This is a genomic window from Arenimonas oryziterrae DSM 21050 = YC6267, from assembly GCF_000420545.1.
Classification (GTDB): Bacteria; Pseudomonadota; Gammaproteobacteria; order Xanthomonadales; family Xanthomonadaceae; genus Arenimonas; species Arenimonas oryziterrae.
The window spans coordinates 196138-211849 of sequence record NZ_ATVD01000005.1 but is presented as its reverse complement, the minus strand read 5'-3'; the positions used below and the strand labels follow the sequence as shown (position 1 = coordinate 211849).

13 protein-coding genes are annotated in these 15712 nt (G+C 66.5%); 8 read left to right on the top strand and 5 right to left on the bottom strand.

The genetic code is table 11. From position 1 onward, the window contains the following. The 7 genes from G467_RS0113035 to trpC all read left to right on the top strand — a co-directional run. On the top strand, nt 1–1801 hold a 1801-nt coding region (locus G467_RS0113035), incomplete at its 5' end, for an Ig-like domain-containing protein (protein ID WP_026802676.1). Then, nucleotides 1798–5496, top strand: a complete 3699-nt coding sequence (locus tag G467_RS0113030) for a TonB-dependent receptor (RefSeq protein ID WP_022970185.1) — start codon at nt 1798–1800, stop codon at nt 5494–5496. The genes G467_RS0113035 and G467_RS0113030, both read left to right, overlap by 4 nt. A 7-nt stretch (nt 5497–5503) precedes the next feature. Beyond that, a complete protein-coding gene (locus G467_RS17635; protein ID WP_022970184.1) occupies nt 5504–6823 on the top strand; it encodes a hypothetical protein in 1320 nt (439 codons plus the stop codon). Between the two features lie 210 nt (nt 6824–7033). Further along, nucleotides 7034–7618, top strand: a complete 585-nt coding sequence (locus G467_RS0113020) for an anthranilate synthase component II (RefSeq protein WP_022970183.1) — start codon at nt 7034–7036, stop codon at nt 7616–7618. 90 nt (nt 7619–7708) lie between these two features. Then, a complete protein-coding gene (gene trpD, locus G467_RS0113015) occupies nt 7709–8761 on the top strand; it encodes an anthranilate phosphoribosyltransferase (RefSeq protein ID WP_022970182.1) in 1053 nt (350 codons plus the stop codon). Beyond that, entirely contained in the window at nt 8758–9102 is a 345-nt protein-coding gene (locus tag G467_RS0113010) for an antibiotic biosynthesis monooxygenase family protein (RefSeq protein ID WP_022970181.1), read from the top strand. Before trpD ends, G467_RS0113010 begins: the two co-directional genes overlap by 4 nt. Then, the gene (trpC, locus tag G467_RS0113005) at nt 9099–9887 is read left to right on the top strand and encodes an indole-3-glycerol phosphate synthase TrpC (protein WP_022970180.1); all 789 of its coding nucleotides are present in this window, start codon (nt 9099–9101) and stop codon (nt 9885–9887) included. The genes G467_RS0113010 and trpC overlap by 4 nt, the downstream gene beginning before the upstream one ends. Before the next feature lie 24 nt (nt 9888–9911). On the opposite strand, the gene G467_RS0113000 is transcribed toward trpC, so the two are convergent. From G467_RS0113000 to crp, 3 genes are read right to left on the bottom strand one after another with little or no spacing between them, the layout of a single operon-like run. Beyond that, nucleotides 9912–11792 (bottom strand): CHASE4 domain-containing protein, encoded by a 1881-nt coding sequence (locus G467_RS0113000; protein ID WP_022970179.1) that lies wholly within the window; start codon nt 11790–11792, stop codon nt 9912–9914. A 1-nt stretch (nt 11793) separates the two neighbouring features. Further along, a complete protein-coding gene (locus tag G467_RS0112995) occupies nt 11794–12258 on the bottom strand; it encodes a GNAT family N-acetyltransferase (RefSeq protein ID WP_022970178.1) in 465 nt (154 codons plus the stop codon). A gap of 14 nt (nt 12259–12272) precedes the next feature. Beyond that, nucleotides 12273–12968, bottom strand: coding sequence for a cAMP-activated global transcriptional regulator CRP (gene crp / locus G467_RS0112990; protein ID WP_022970177.1), 696 nt, complete (start codon nt 12966–12968; stop codon nt 12273–12275). A gap of 157 nt (nt 12969–13125) precedes the next feature. On the opposite strand from crp, the gene speD reads away from it, so the two are divergent. Further along, nucleotides 13126–13920, top strand: coding sequence for an adenosylmethionine decarboxylase (gene speD, locus G467_RS0112985; RefSeq protein WP_022970176.1), 795 nt, complete (start codon nt 13126–13128; stop codon nt 13918–13920). A gap of 48 nt (nt 13921–13968) precedes the next feature. On the opposite strand, the gene coq7 is transcribed toward speD, so the two are convergent. After that, nucleotides 13969–14613, bottom strand: coding sequence for a 2-polyprenyl-3-methyl-6-methoxy-1,4-benzoquinone monooxygenase (gene coq7 / locus G467_RS0112980; protein WP_022970175.1), 645 nt, complete (start codon nt 14611–14613; stop codon nt 13969–13971). After that, entirely contained in the window at nt 14610–15683 is a 1074-nt protein-coding gene (locus tag G467_RS16820; RefSeq protein WP_051130480.1) for a (Fe-S)-binding protein, read from the bottom strand. Before G467_RS16820 ends, coq7 begins: the two co-directional genes overlap by 4 nt. Nucleotides 15684–15712: the final 29 nt, after the last annotated feature.

The following is a 15712-nucleotide window of genomic DNA, read 5'->3' as shown; positions in this document are numbered from 1 at the left end:
GATCACGCCGGCAACGAACCCGGGCGTGGTGCTGAATCCGGCGACGGGCGAAGTGACCGTGGCTCCGGGTACGCCGGCGGCGACGTACACGATCGTTTACCAGATCTGCGAACAGCTGAACCCGACCAACTGCGATCCGGCGACGGTAACGGTGATCGTCGGTGCGGCGACGATCGTCGCCACGCCCGATGCCGGTACGGTGCCCGACGGCGGCGTTGGCGGCATCGCGGTGCCCGACGTGCTGGTCAACGACACGCTCAACGGCGCGCCGGCGACCTTGGCGACGGTGGTGATCACGCAGATCTCCACGACCAACCCGGGCGTCAATCTCGATCCGGCCACGGGCATCGTTACGGTTTCGCCGGGCACGCCCGGTGGCGTGTTCACGATCGTTTACCAGATCTGCGAAATCCTCAATCCGACCAACTGCACCACGACCACGGTCACGGTGACGGTCACCTTGGGCGACATCGCACCGGTTGCGGTCGACGACACCTTCACCGGCACCGAGAGCACGCCGATTCCGGGCAACGTCTCGACCAACGACACCCCGGGCAACCTGGGCAGCACCTACACGCTGGTTCCTGGCACCGGCCCGGCCAACGGTTCGCTGGTCTTCAATCCGGACGGCAGCTTCACCTACACGCCGAACCCCGGCTTCGTGGGCACCGACACGTTCGACTACCAGGTCTGCGATGCCGACGGCGACTGCGACACCGCGACGGTCACGCTGACTTCCACACCGGTGCCGAACAAGCTGCGCATCCAGAAGGCGGTCGGCCCGACGCAGGTCTCGGCGGGCATGCTGGTCAACTACACGCTGACCGTCACCAATATCGGCGCCGTGCCGGTCATCGGTGCGCAGGTCGTCGATACGCCGCCCGCGGGCTTCAACTTCGTCGCCGGTAGCGTGGTCATCGTCGACACCGACAACGCGGGTTCGGCCAGCGGCACCGGCCCGATCACGTTCTCGGGCATCGATATCCCGGTTGGCGGCACGGCGACGATCCGCTACCTGCTGCGCGTCAGTGCCGGTCTGCCGGCCGGCGAGTACGTCAACAAGGCCACCGTGTTCCAGGGCGGCGTGGCGGTGTCCAACACCGCGGCGGCGACGGTCACGGCGACCTCGGGCAGCGATCCGGATACCGAGCAGGCACGCATTCTCGGCAAGGTGTTCGACGACCAGGACGGCGACGGCTGGCAGGATGAAGGCGAGCGCGGCATCCCGGGCGTGCGCCTGGCGACCGTCGAAGGCCTCGTGACCGAGACCGACTCGCAGGGTCGCTACCACATCGAAGGCCTGACCCTGTCCAACCAGATGCGCGGTCAGAACTTCGTCGTGAAGGTCGATGCCGCGACGCTGCCGCAGGGTTCGGTGTTCACCACCGAAAACCCGCTGCTGCGCCGCGTGACCCCGGGCCTGCCGGTGCGCTTCGACTTCGGCGTCAAACTGCCGCAGCGTCCGAAGCAGGCGCCGAGCGAGCCGACGCAGACCGTGGTCGAGGCGCAGACGCTGAGTCTGGGTCAGGTGATGTTCGACACCGATCGCGATACGGTGAAGCCGGAGTTCGCGGAGACCATCGACCGCATCGTGCAGACCATCGAAGCGGCGAAGGGTGGCGTGATCCGGATCACCGGTTACGCCGACCTGCGCGGCAGTGACGAATACAACCAGGCGCTGTCGCTGCGCCGCGCTCGCGCCGTCTACGCGCAAGTCGCGGCCAAGCTCAGCCCCGAAGCCAGGGCAGGATTGCAAGTGGAAGTGGAAGGCGCCAGCGATGTGCCGGGAGTACAGAAATGAAACGCCTTGACCCGGCCCTGATCCGGTCCTGCTCGGTCGCGCCTGCGCGTGGCCGGCCGGCACGCAAATTGCTCGATCTCACCCTGATCGCGCTGCTGGGCGGTCTCGCCCTGCCGGCGTTCGCGCAGGATGCCGCCGAAACGCAGGCGGCGATGGAGTGCGGAAAAGACGCCTGCAGCATCGACGGCAAGCCGGTGATCCGCATCCTCAGCCGCGGCGAAACCGAGTCGAAGGATCCTTCGGCCGAGGCCCTGCGCCAGCAGCGCCGCGTCGACATCCAGCACATCGTGCCCGCACACACGGTCACCGGCTCGCGTCCGATCGATCTGCCCAATGGCGGCCTGATCTGGGCGACCGAGGACCCGCAACTCGCGCGGCCTTCGTTCACCGTCAGCAGCAATTCCCTGGCGGCGTTCGAAGACGGCCGCATCGTCGAACCGGTGAGCTTCCACAGCTACACCAACTACGCCGCGTTCGCGCAGAAGATCGAACTGCGCATCTTCAAGGGTACCGACGCCGATCTGGTCGCGCCCCTGGTAACGCTGGCATTGCCGGTGCAGAACGTCGGCGACCTGAAATGGGACGGCGTCCTCCCGGCCGGACTGAATCTGCGCCAGGGCGATGACCTGCAATATGTGGCGCGTGTGATCGCCGCCGACGGCAGCTTCGACGAAACCGCGCCGCAGCGCATCCAGCTCGTGCGCCCGGAAGACCTCAAGCGCCAGCAACAACAGCTGCTCAACTCGGCAGACTCCACGCTCAGCGGTCTGGATGCGGATGCGCTCGAAAGCCGTCTGCAGCTGCAGCAGACTTACGGCCGCAATTCCCTGCGCATCCAGAACATCGCGGTGTACGGCTCGACCGTGCGCGTTCGCGGCGAGTCGATTCCGAAAGACATGACGGTCCGCATCAATGGCGAAAGCCTGCCGATCGACCAGGAACGCAAGTTCGTCGCCGAATACCTGCTGCCGGTCGGTCCGCATCCGATCGATGTCGAGATCGTCGACAAGGGCCGCAGCCGGCACGAAGCGCTCGACATGGATGTCACCGGTCGCTATCTGTTCCTGGTCGCGCTCGCCGATGTCACGATTTCCGACAACTCTGTCAGCGGTGCCGTGGTGCCGGTCGGCATCGACGACAAGTACGACGGCTTCCTGAGCGAAGGTCGCCTGGCGTTCTATCTCAAGGGCAAGGTGCGCGGAAAGTATCTGGTCACCGCGCAGGCCGACACGCACGAGCGGGAAGTGAAGCAGCTGTTCAACGGCTTCCTCGAGCCCGATGCGCGCGACGTCTTCCGGCGTCTCGATCCCGACCAGTACTACCCGGTCTATGGCGACGATTCGACGACGTACCGCGACACCGATTCGCAGGGCAAGCTCTATGTTCGCGTCGACTGGGACAAGAACCAGGCCCTCTGGGGTAATTTCACGACCGGCTTCACCGGCAACGAATACGGCCAGTATGTGCGCAGCCTCTACGGCGCCGCGCTGAACTGGCGCAGCCACGGTAGCACCGCGCTCGGCGAGCCGCGCACCACCGTGCGCGCGTTCGGCTCCGAAGCGCAGACCGCCCTGGGCCACAGTGAATTCATCGGCACCGGCGGCAGCCTGTACTACCTGCGTCATCTCGACCTGCTGCCCGGGTCGGACAGCGTGGTGCTGGAAGTGCGCGATCGCACGACCGGCCGCGTGGAAGTGCGCAAGACGCTGCTGCGCGATGTCGACTACGACATCGACGAATTGCAGGGCCGCCTGCTGTTGACGCGTCCTTTGGCGCAGATCGTCCGCGACAACGTGCCCAGCATCATCCGCGACGCGCCGCTCGACGGCTTCGAAAGCCGGCTGCTGGCCGACTACGAATTCGTCCCCACCGACTTCACCGTCGACCAGTTCAGCGGCGGCGTGCAGGGTCGCACCTGGCTGGGCGAACACGTCGCGATCGGCGCGACGTACGTCGACGAAAACCGCTCGGGCGACGACTACGGTCTGCGCGGCGCGGACCTGACGTTCCAGGCCGGCAAGGGCACCTATCTCAAACTTGAGCAGGCGCGCAGCCAGGCCACGAGTGCCCCCGTGTTCTTCTCCAACGACGGCGGCCTGAGTTTCACCCAGCTCAACCCGGTCACCTCGGTCGATCGCGAAGGCGAGGCCCGCAGCGCCGAAGCACGCGTGAACTTCCAGGAGCTCGGCTGGACCGCGCGCGACTGGACTGCCGCCGCCTGGTGGCGCGATGTCGACGCCGGTTTCTCCGTTGCGCGCAACGATTTCGGTCTGCCGATCCGCGAGACCGGTGCCGAGTTCGCCGGCCAGCTGACCGAAGCGATCCGCCTCAGCGGCCGCTACAGCGACACCACGCGCGGCACCGATGGCATCGAACAGCTGCAGGTACTGATGCAATGGCGCGTGCAGGAAAATTCGGAATTCAGCGCCGAACTGCGCCGGGTCACCGAAACCCGCAGCGGCGTCGACGCCAGCGGCACGCTCGCGGCCCTGCGCTACACGCACCGTTTCGGCACCGCGCTCGATGTCTACGGCATCGCCCAGCTCACGATCGACGACGACAGCGGCGCGTACGCCGGCAACGACCTGTACACGCTCGGCACGAAATACCTGTTCGGCAACCTGTCCTCGATCGGTGCGGAAATCAGCAGTGGCGATCGTGGCGACGCGGTCACGCTCAACGGCGAGTGGCGCCTGACGCCCGAGCATTCCCTGTATGCCGGCTACAGGTATTCGACCGACCGCACGGCGGCCGATCCGTTGTTCGGCACGCGGTCGCCGTCCGGCCTCACGGTCGGCCAGCGTTGGCGCATCTCGAGTCAGGTCAACCTGTTCAACGAGAGTCAGTTCCTCAAGCAGCGCGAGGAAAGTGGCATCGCGCACACCTTCGGCATGGACTTCTATCCGGCGCTGAACTGGAACCTCGGCTTCACCCTGCAGAAGGGCGAGCTGGAAAGCGCGCTCGGCACCACCGATCGTCGTGCGATCAGCGTCAACGGCGGTTACACCTCGTCGGCGACGACCTGGAACAGCAAGGTCGAGTTCCGTCGCGACACCGGCATTGCCGATCGCAAGCAGTGGGTGTCGACCAACCGCCTGTTCTACAAGATCAACGACGACTGGCGCATCGCCGGCCGCGTGAACTTCGGCGATACCAAGGACGCGCTCGATCCGGTCGCCAATGCGCGCTTCATCGAGAGCAACCTGGGCTTTTCCTATCGCCCGGCCCTCGACGATCGCTGGAACCTGCTCGGCAAGCTGACCTATCTGTACGACGTCAACAGCCTGGGCCAGGACGGTCTGACCGATTACGACCAGCGCTCGAAGGTGGCCTCGTTCGAAGGCATCTACCGCGCGAATGCCGCCTGGGAATTCGCCGGCAAGGTCGCGCGTCGCGAAGGCGATGCCCGTCTGTCGCGCAATACCGGCGACTGGTTCGACAGCACGGCGAACTTCGGTTCGGTGCAGGCGCGCTTCCAGACGCACTACAAATGGGATGCGCTGGCGGAATACCGCTTCCTCGACGTGCAGCAGGACGACAGCCTGCGCAAGGGCTGGCTCATCGGCGTCGACCGTCATGTCAGCGAGAACTTCCGCGTCGGCCTGGGCTACAACTTCACCAGCTTCAGCGACAACCTGACGATCATCGATTTCGATCAGAAGGGCTGGTTCCTCAATATCAACGGTACCTACTGAGAAACGCATGCGCCTCTTCGACGATGTGTCCTCGATGAAAACTTCGGTCCGGTGCCCGCGTCGCGTGATCGTTGCGGCGCTTGCGCTGGCGATGCTGCCGGCGCTGTCGTTCGCGCAGGTCGTCACGACCTGTCCGGCCGCGCTGGAAACCACGCAACTGTTTTCCTACACCGGCGCGCCCACGACTTTCGTGGTGCCGGCGAACGTCTCGGCCGTGCGCATCATCGCGGTCGGCGCGGACGGCGGCGCCAACACCGATGCCGCTTTTGCCGGTGGTGCCGGTGCGCAGGCCGAAGGCACCTTCGCGGTAACCGCGGGGCAGGTGTTCACGATCATCGCCGGTGAAGCGCCTCCGGGCGGCGACCTCGAAGCGGGCGGCGGCGGTGCGTCCGGTGCGTATCTCGCGGCGGCGCTGGCGGTGATCGCCGGTGGTGGCGGCGGCGACGACAATACCGGCGCCGGCGGCGGCGGTACCGCGACCAACAACGGCGGCAACGGCGGCAATCCTGCCGGCGGCGATTGCACGCTCGGCGGCCTCGGCGGTACCGGTGGGGCGGGCGGCGAAAACGGCGAACTCGGCTCGCCCACGCAGGCCTGCCAGACCGGCGACGGCGGCGCGGGCGGCGGTGGTTTCAACTCAGCGGGCGGCTCGAGCGACGACGTCGCGGCCACGGCGCCGGCCCATCGCGGCCCCAGCGGCGGCGGCCAATGCTCGATCGCCGGTGCAGCCGGCGGTACGGCTGGTCTGCGCGATCCCACCGACGGAACCAGCGACGGTGCGCGCGGCGGCTTCGGACTTTGTGGCGGTGGCGGCTCGGATCATCGCGAAAGCGGCGGCGGTGGCGGCTACTCCGGCGGCGGCGGCGGTCCGGAAGGCGCACTTCCCGGTGGCGGCGGCTCGTTCGTCGGTGCGACCGCGACGACCCCGACGCTCACCGCGGGCACCAACGGCGGCGGCAGCGGCCGCAATGGCTCGGTGCGCGTGTGCTACACGACGCGCGCCAACCTGGGCATCACCAAGGACGACGGCGTGGTGACGCGCCTGACCGGCAGCACGGCGACCTACACGATCAACGTGACCAATGCCGGCCCGGCCTCGGCCAACGGTGCGATCGTGCGCGACGCCGGCGGTGTGCCCGGCCTGAACTGCACGACCGCGGTCTGCACCGCGACCGGCGGCGCGCAATGCCCCGGTGGCGCGGTCAACGGCGCCGGGGTCGCCGTGCCGATCGCCTCGCTGCAGGCGGGCGTCGCGATTCCCACGTTCCCGACCACGGGCAATATCGCGATCACGCTGACCTGCAATGTGACGGCGACGGGGTTCTGATCGCAGCCTAGCCCGTGGGACCGGGTCACTGCTTGAACAATGAAAAGCCCGCTTCGGCGGGCTTTTTTTGGTTGTCGTCCGCATCGGCCGACGGGGCAACGGGGGGCGTACCAACAAGTCGGCTAAAATCCAACCTGGCCGCACGGCGACTGATATGTTTGCCGCAGCCGTATCCTTGGCGGGGCCCCTGACGCGCGGACGGAAGAACAGATGCTTCTGATGATCGACAACTACGACTCCTTCACCTACAACCTCGTGCAGTATTTCGGCGAGCTGGGGCAGGAGGTGCGCGTCGTGCGCAATGACGCGCTGAGTGTCAAGGCGATTGCCGCGCTCAAGCCCGAGCGCATCGTGATTTCGCCCGGGCCGTGCACGCCGAACGAGGCGGGTGTGTCGCTGGAGATTCTCGAGAAGCTGTCGGGGACCGTGCCGATTCTCGGGGTTTGCCTGGGTCACCAGAGCCTGGGCCAGGCCTTCGGCGGCAAGGTCGTGCGCGCCAAGACGATCATGCACGGCAAGACGTCGGCGATCCGGCATACGGGCGTCGGCGTGTTCGCCGGCCTGCCCGAGACGTTCGAGGCGACGCGCTATCACTCGCTCGTGGTCGAGCGCGCGTCCTTGCCCGACTGCCTGGAGATCACCGCCTGGACGGAAACCGACGAGGGCGAGTTCGACGAGATCATGGGCCTTCGGCACAAGACGCTGGCGGTCGAAGGCGTGCAGTTCCATCCCGAGTCGATCCTGACGCAGCATGGGCATGACATGTTGCGGAATTTCCTGGGGACGACGGTCTAGGGCGAATTGGACACGACTTCGGCGGATTGAATCGCCGTTCGCGGCCAGGTCCGCTCCCACATGCGCAAGCTCAAACAGACAAGCCACCCCATGCCCATCACGCCCCAAGAAGCCCTGCAGCGCGTCATCGTCCATCGCGAGATCTTCGTGGACGAGATGGTCGACCTGATGCGCCAGATCATGAGCGGCGACGTCTCGCCGGTGATGACCGCGGCGATCCTGACCGGCCTGCGTGTGAAGAAGGAAACCATCGGCGAGATCGCCGGCGCCGCGCAGGTCATGCGCGAATTCTGCGCGCGCGTGGAAGTGCCGGACAACCGCAACTTCGTCGACATCGTCGGCACCGGCGGCGACGGTGCCCATACCTTCAATATCTCCACGACGGCGATGTTCGTCTGCGCCGCGGCCGGCGCCAAGGTCGCCAAGCACGGCAACCGCAGCGTCTCGTCCAAGTCCGGCAGTGCCGACGTGCTGGAGGCGCTGGGCGCAGCCATCGAGCTGCAACCCGCGCAGGTCGCGCAATGCCTGGCCGAGACCGGCTTCGGTTTCATGTTCGCGCCGATCCACCATCCGGCGATGAAGAACGTCGCACCGGTGCGCAAGGAATTGGGCGTGCGCACGATCTTCAACATCCTCGGGCCGCTGACCAATCCCGCCGGTGCGCCGAATATCCTCATGGGTGTATTCCATGCCGATCTCGTCGGCATCCAGGCGCGCGTGCTGCAGCGTCTGGGCGCCAAGCGCGCCCTGGTCGTGCACGGCCGCGACGGCCTCGACGAAATCACGCTCAATGGCGGCACCATGGTCGCCGAGTTGCGCGACGACGAGGTGCACGAATACGAGCTGCTGCCCGGCGAATTCGGCATTCCGATGGCCGATCTGCGCAGCCTGCGCGTCGACAGCCCGGCCGAATCGCAGGCGATGGTGCTCGGCGTGCTCGACGGCCGCGCGGGACCGGCGCGCGACATCGTGCTGCTCAACGCCGGTGCGGCGCTGTATGCGGCCGATGTCGCCGTCTCGATCGACGAGGGCATCGCCAAGGCGCGCATCGCCATCGATACCGGGGCGGCCCGCGCGAAGCTCGATCACTACGTCACCACCACGCGTGCGCTGGCGCAATCTTTCCAACCAGGTGAACCATGAGCGATCGTTTCGCGCTGACTCCCGATCCGCCTTATTACGCCGTGATCTTCGCGTCCTTGCGCAATCGCGACGACAAGGGCTACGCCGAGACCTCCGACCGCATGGTCGAACTTGCGCGTGAGCAGCCCGGGTTTCTCGGTGTCGAAAGCCTGCGCGGGGAAGACGGTTTCGGCATCACCGTGAGCTACTGGGAAAGCGAGGCGGCGATCAAACACTGGAAGCAGAACGCCGAACACGCCGATGCCCGGCAGCGCGGTCGCCTGGAGTGGTACGAACATTTCGAACTGCGCGTGGCACGCGTCGAACGGGCGTATGCCGGTCCGCGCGGAGTGCGCGAATGAGCGACATCTTGCAGGCCATCCTCGCGCGCAAGGTCGAGGAGATCCGCGAGCGCGCCGCGCGCGTGCCCTTGCCCGAACTGTCGGCGCGCTGCGCCGACCTGCCGGCGACGCGCGGCTTTGCCGCAGCGTTGCAGGCGCGCATCGCGGCCGGTCGTCCCGCCGTCATCGCCGAGATCAAGAAGGCCAGTCCGAGCAAGGGCGTGATCCGCCCGGATTTTCATCCGGCGCAGATCGCCGCGAGCTACGAACGCGGCGGCGCCGCCTGTCTGTCGGTGCTCACCGACGTCGATTTTTTCCAGGGCGCGGATGCCTATCTGCAGCAGGCGCGTGCAGCCTGCGCCTTGCCGGTGCTGCGCAAGGATTTCACCATCGATCCCTACCAGGTCTACGAGGCGCGCACGCTCGGCGCCGACTGCATCCTGCTGATCGTGTCCGCGCTAGGCGATGCCTCGCTCGCCGAGCTGTCGCATCTGGCGCTGGATCTGGGCATGGACGTGCTCGTGGAAGTGCACGACATCGACGAGCTCGAACGAACCCTTCAGATTCCCGCGCCTCTGGTCGGCATCAACAACCGCAACCTGCGCACGTTCGAAGTCACGCTCGACACGACGCTGGCGATGCGCAGCGCGGTGCCCAAGGATCGTCTGCTGGTCACCGAAAGCGGCATCTTCACGCCGGCCGATGTGGCCCTGATGCGCGCGAATGACGTGCATGCGTTTCTGGTCGGCGAGGCTTTCATGCGCGCGCCCGATCCCGGCGCGGAACTGGCCTGGGTGTTCGCCTGATCGACCTCGACAGCGATCGCCGGATCAGTCCCCGATGATCTTCGCCCGCGGCAGCAGCAGGTGCATGACCAGGCCGTCGAACGGCTGCGAGGCTTCCGCGTAAAGCTTGCCGCCCATCGAGGCGATGACGTTTTCCGCCCAGGGCAGGCTCAGGCCGGCGACGTCGTCGCCGAAGCGCCATTCGCGTTCGAACAAGGCCTTGAGCGCGTCCGTTTTTACTGGCGGGCGATTGTCGTCAAAGCGGAAATGCACCATCGACCGGCCGTGGTTGAACTCCGTGCCCGCCGTAATGCGCAGCTGCAGCGGCCCGCCCGCGAGCGGACGCGGCCCTTCGGCGGACTGGCCGATGATGAGGTTGATGACCTGTTGCAGCACTTCCCGGGCCGCGAGCACGAGTGGCGCCTGGTAGACCGAACCATCGAGATCGATGGTCAGCGTCTGCCGCTGGCTGTCGTCGAGTTTGCGCAGCGCGTGTTCGACCAGCTCGCGTACCGCCACCGCCTGCAGCGTGTTGCCGCCGGTGATGAAGCGCGAGTATTCGGTGACGATCCCCTGCAGGTGCTCGAGGCTCTTGCGGATCGCGCGCAGCTCGCCGCGCGCTTCGGCCAGCAGCACTGACTGCTCGTTGGTCTGGTACTGCAGCATCTGCACGATCTCCATGTGCCGGTGATGGCTCAGGTTGGGCGTGGACAGTTCCTGCAAGAGCATCTGCATGCCGGCGGTCTGCGTGCGGTCGAGCAGTTTCAGCGGCTGGTCGACGTGTTCCTTGAGGGGCTCGAGCGACTTGCGCAGATCGGCGATGACGCCGCCGGCCATTTCGTAGGCACCCGTGCGATAGCTTTCGTTGAACAGCCGATGGCGGGTATCGGCGAGGCGGTCGAGCATGCGGTCGAATTCGTCGGCGAGCTCGCCGATTTCGTCCTCGCGTTCGAACTTCAGGCGGGCGTTGTTGTTCTCGTCGGCGCCGATCTTGCCGGCGAGCTCGGTCAGGCGCAGCAGCGGCTGCACGACGCCGCGATCGAGCAGCAGCAGGAGCACCGCCATGATCACCAGGCCGGTCAGCGCCATGAGCGTCATCGAACTGGTCAGCGCCGACCAGCCGCGCGCGCTGATTTCTCGCGGTGTGATGACGCTGATGTCGCGCACCGGGCGACCGTTGATGTCGAACACGACGGCGGTGACGCGGGTGGTGTTGCCGACGTTTTCCATGCGCAGATCGCCATGCGCGACGTGCACGCGATCGACTTCCAGGCGTGGCCCACGCGTCTGCTGGTCGAGCGGCGGTGCGATCTCGAATTGCAGGTGATTCTGGTCGGCGATCTGGCGGATCGCGTCGATTTCGAACAGGCGACCCATGATCACCGTGCCGCGGCGCGGTCCAGTGCGGGCGCCGCTGAGCACCGGCGCGGAGGTGACGAACATCAGGCCAAGATTGGTGTCGATGAGGCCGGCGCGCGTCTGCGGTGCGTCCCCTTCAGCGAGCAGTGGCGAATTGATCGGCAGGCGATCGCCACGGAAGGCATCGATGTCGAGTGGCGTGAGCTTGTCCAGGTCCAGGCCGCGCGACCAAACGCGGCGTCCCAGGTTGTCGTAGTAGGCGAGTATCTGGCAGCCGAGACTTTGCTGGCCGCTCGGAATGAGCTCGACGGTTTCATAGGTGGGATTGGTGCCGCCCATGTAGCTGTAGGTCGCGTCCCAGTAGCCCCAGTCCTGTGCCTGCGGCGCGACCAGGGCGAGCTCGCGGTTCACGACTTCGAACACGAGCTCGGCATTGCGTCGCGCCTGCTCGCGCTCGAGCTCGAGGAAGCGCGGATAGACGACGTGGTATTGCACCAGGTGCACGGCCACCGCAGTCACCAGCATCAGCAGCAGGCCGATCAGCAGGGTGCGCCGGCGCAGGCTCATCTCAGGCGTCTCCGAGCCTTTTTACGAAACGCAGGGCGCTTTCGCTGTAGCCGCAGGCCCGGTAGAACTCGTGAGCCTCGTTGCGATGGTTGGCCGTGGTGAGCTCGATGCGCGCGGCACCGGCAACCCGGGCGCGCGCCTCAGCCTCGCGCAGCAGCGCGCGGCCGATGCCGCGGCGCTGGGCGGTGTCGGCGATCGCCAGGGCGGTGATGCGACAGGTGATCGCGCCGAGTGGCAGGTAGTACATGAGGTCGTAGCAGACCAGGCCCAGCAGGCCGCCATGCAGGTCGGCGACCAGCAGACGCTGGTCGGGGTCGTCGGCCAGGGCCTTGAGGCGCGTCGCCGCTTCGGTTTCGTCGCAGGGGTAGCCCAGGACGCCGAGCAATTGGCTGACCGCGAGCGCATCGTCATCGGCGACGGCCCGGATCAGCGGGTTCAGTTGGCCAGGCTTGTTGGCGCTGCCCATGACCGGCAGCCGCGTCAGCGGGTTCCGTAGACGACGATGGTCTTGCCGCGGGCGTGCAGCTTGCCGTCGATCTGCAGTTGCTTGAGCACGCGTCCGGCCATCTCGCGCGAGCAGCCGACGATGCGCGCCAGCTCCTGGCGCGAGACGCGGATCTGTGTGCCCTGCGGGTGCGACATCGCATCCGGTTCGTGGCACAGGTCGTTCAGCGTGCGGATGATGCGGCCGGTCACGTCCAGGAACGCCAGGCGACTGGCCTTGCGGCTGGTGTCGAGCAGGCGCTTGGACAGCTGCGCGCCGATCGCATACAGGATCTTCGGGCATTCCGCCGACAGGGAGCCGGCGAACAGCTGGTGCAGGCGGTCATAGCTCAGTTCGGCCAGCTCGCAGGGCGTGCGCGTGCGCAGCAGGACTTCGCGGTGTTCGGCCACGACATACAGTCCCATCTCGCCGATGAAGTCGCCGGCATTGATGTAACCCAGCACCAGCTCGCGACCATCGGACTCTTCGCTGATGATGCTCAGCGACCCACTCACGACGTAATACAGGGTGTTCGCCGGGTCGCCCGGGCGGAAGATGTCGCTGCGCGTAGGGTGGCGGCGCCGGTGGCACTGGTCGAGAAAATGACTCAGGGAGACGGCGTCGAGCGCCAGCGGGCTGACCACGGGAACGCGATGGAAGGGCTCGCTGAGCGAAGTCCGGTTCGGGGGCATGTCTGAACCTGAATAGTGCGAAGTGGCTCAAGCTTAGGCTGTGACGGGATTCGCAGCAATGCCGCCGTCCGGAGAGCAACCTGCGAGGTTCCCCCGGGGGGCGGTTTGCCCGATAATGCGCGCCCGTCCGCCACCCGCCCCATCGAGGATTACCGCCGTGGTCAAGCCACTGCCGCGCCTGCGGCTTCAGGGTTTCAACAACCTCACCAAGGCCCTGAGCTTCAACATCTACGACGTCTGCTACGCGGTCTCGGAAGAGCAGCGCAAGCGCTATATCGAGTACATCGACGAGGTGTACAACGCCGAGCGCCTGACCCAGATCCTGACGGAGGTGGCGCATATCATCGGCGCGAACATCCTCAACGTCGCCCGCCAGGACTACGATCCCCAGGGCGCGTCGGTGACGATCCTGATCTCGGAAGAGCCGGTGATCGACAAGAAGGCGGCCGGCAAGGAGATCATCTCCGACGCCGTCGTGGCGCACCTGGACAAGTCGCACATCACCGTGCACACCTATCCGGAAACGCACCCGCACAACGGCATCGCGACGTTCCGCGCGGACATCGATGTCGCCACCTGCGGCGTCATTTCGCCGCTGAAAGCCCTGAACTACCTGATCGAGAGCTTCGACTCCGACATCGTGGTCATGGACTACCGCGTGCGCGGTTTCACCCGTGACGTGAAGGGCAAGAAGCACTACATCGACCACAAGATCAATTCGATACAGGATTACCTGTCGAAGGGCATCAAGGGTCACTACGAGATGCTGGACGTCAACGTCTACCAGGAAAACATCTTCCACACGAAGATGCACGTGAAGGAATTCGACCTCGATACGTATCTGTTCGAGGAGAAGGCGAAGAACCTCAGCTTCAAGGACCGCCAGCGCATCGAGATGCAGCTGCGCCGGGAAATCGAAGAGCTGTTCCACGGACGCAACCTGGTCGACTGACCTCGGCGACGATGTGACGAAAACCCCGCGAAAGCGGGGTTTTTCGTTTCACAGGCGGTACGCGACCGTCTTCATGATCGCCGAGCTCAGCGCCATCATCCGCGGGATCGGCGGCGGCAGTTTGCGCGCGCCGGCCTGTTCGGCGTGGTCGGCATGGCGGGCTTCGTCGGCCTTCATCGTCTGCAGGATCGCGCGACTGCGCAGGTCTTCCGGCGGCAGCGTTTCCAGGTGTTCGGCCAGATGGGCTTCGACCTGTCGTTCGGTCTCGACCACGAAGCCCAGATTCCAGCCATCACCGCGCAGACCCGCAGCGAGACCGATCGCATAGCTGCCGGCGTACCACAGCGGGTTGAACAGGCTGGGGCGGCTGTCGAGTTCGCGCAGGCGGTCGGCGCACCAGGCGAGGTGATCGGTTTCTTCCTGCGCGGCCGCGAGCAGCTGCGATCGGGTGGCTTGATCGCGCGCCACGGCAGCCTGGCCGACGTACAGCGCCTGCGCGCAGACCTCGCCGGTGTGATTGATGCGCATCAGCCCGGCGGCATGACGTCGTGCGCCCTCATCCATTTCGACATCTGCTTCTTTGGCGCCAGGGTTGTCGCGTTCGGCGATGGCGCGACCGGCCGTGGTGCCGAGTGCGCGCTGCGCTTCGATCAGCAAGCGGTCGAAAGGCGAGTAGTGGCGGGTGTAGCTCATGCGAGGTGCTCGGCGAGAAAATCGAGAGGATGGCGAACGGGGATCGGACTGGCGCCCCCCAGGTGCAGACGGCAACCGATGTTGGCCGAAAGCAGCTCGCTTGCGCCACTGCGTGCGAGCGATTGCAGCAGTGGCGCGCGCAGCGCGGCGGCGCGTTCGGGTTCGGACAGCATGTGCAGACCGGCCGCGCCGCAGCAGCCGGTATCGTCGAGTTCGACCAGGTCCAGTCCCGGAATGCGGGCCAGCAACTGGCGCAGGGCGAGGTCCGAGCGGATCAGGCGCTGGCTGCAGGGCACATGCAGGGCCACGCGCCGGTCGGCGGTCCGGAACGCCAGGCGCTCGGCGCGGGACGCCAGGAAGCTCAAGGCGTCTTCGATCTGGCCGATCCCGGCCAGCGAGCTTTGCACCTGCTCATGGCAGCCCGAGGCGAGGGTCAGCAGACGGGTCTGGCCCGAAAACGCCTGGCGATTGCGCGCGGCCAGGGCCTCGGCGTCTTCGCGCAAGCCCGCGTGCCGGGCGGCGGTGCCGCAACAGGTCTGTCCTTCCGGAACAACGGCGACGACGCCAACGCCTGCGAGCAGGCGGGCCAGAGCCGCCCGCGTGGCCGATTCGTAGCCGTCAGCGACACAGCCGACAAAAATCGCGGCGGTTTCGGTGCCGGTGGTCGCCGGCATGGGCTGGCGTGGCGGGAGGGACGGCAGTCGGCGCCAGCGATCGGGCACCAGTCCTGCTTGAAGGCGAAGCAGAGCCTCCAGCCAGCCCGGCCGGGCCAGCAGGGCCAAATGGACGCGATCGGGCAGGGGCAGCGGACGACGTCGGCGTTGGGCGACGCGAGCCAGGGTCAGCAGCTCCCCATATTCCACGCCGGCCGGGCAGACGGCTTCGCAGCGGCGGCAGCCGAGGCAGTGATCGAGGTGCTCGTCGCCGACCGGGCTGGGTTCGATCAGACCGGTCGTCACCGCCTGAATGTAGGCGATGCGGCCGCGGGGGGATTCCGCTTCGGAGCCGTCCAGACGATAGGTCGGACAATGCGGCAGGCACAGACCGCACTGGACGCAGCGGTCGGTCATCAGGGTCAAGGGCTCGGACTGCAATGGGG

Bases quoted from the DNA above. Each gene is read 5' to 3' on its own strand.
- coq7 (WP_022970175.1), bottom strand. From the start codon at position 14,613: ATGAGCTACACCCGCCACTACTCGCCTTTCGACCGCTTGCTGATCGAA.
- trpD (WP_022970182.1), top strand. From the start codon at position 7,709: ATGCCCATCACGCCCCAAGAAGCCCTGCAGCGCGTCATCGTCCATCGC.
- G467_RS0112995 (WP_022970178.1), bottom strand. From the start codon at position 12,258: ATGGGCAGCGCCAACAAGCCTGGCCAACTGAACCCGCTGATCCGGGCC.
- G467_RS16820 (WP_051130480.1), bottom strand. From the start codon at position 15,683: ATGACCGACCGCTGCGTCCAGTGCGGTCTGTGCCTGCCGCATTGTCCG.
- G467_RS17635 (WP_022970184.1), top strand. From the start codon at position 5,504: ATGCGCCTCTTCGACGATGTGTCCTCGATGAAAACTTCGGTCCGGTGC.
- G467_RS0113010 (WP_022970181.1), top strand. From the start codon at position 8,758: ATGAGCGATCGTTTCGCGCTGACTCCCGATCCGCCTTATTACGCCGTG.
- G467_RS0113000 (WP_022970179.1), bottom strand. From the start codon at position 11,792: ATGAGCCTGCGCCGGCGCACCCTGCTGATCGGCCTGCTGCTGATGCTG.
- G467_RS0113030 (WP_022970185.1), top strand. From the start codon at position 1,798: ATGAAACGCCTTGACCCGGCCCTGATCCGGTCCTGCTCGGTCGCGCCT.
- crp (WP_022970177.1), bottom strand. From the start codon at position 12,968: ATGCCCCCGAACCGGACTTCGCTCAGCGAGCCCTTCCATCGCGTTCCC.
- G467_RS0113020 (WP_022970183.1), top strand. From the start codon at position 7,034: ATGCTTCTGATGATCGACAACTACGACTCCTTCACCTACAACCTCGTG.
- trpC (WP_022970180.1), top strand. From the start codon at position 9,099: ATGAGCGACATCTTGCAGGCCATCCTCGCGCGCAAGGTCGAGGAGATC.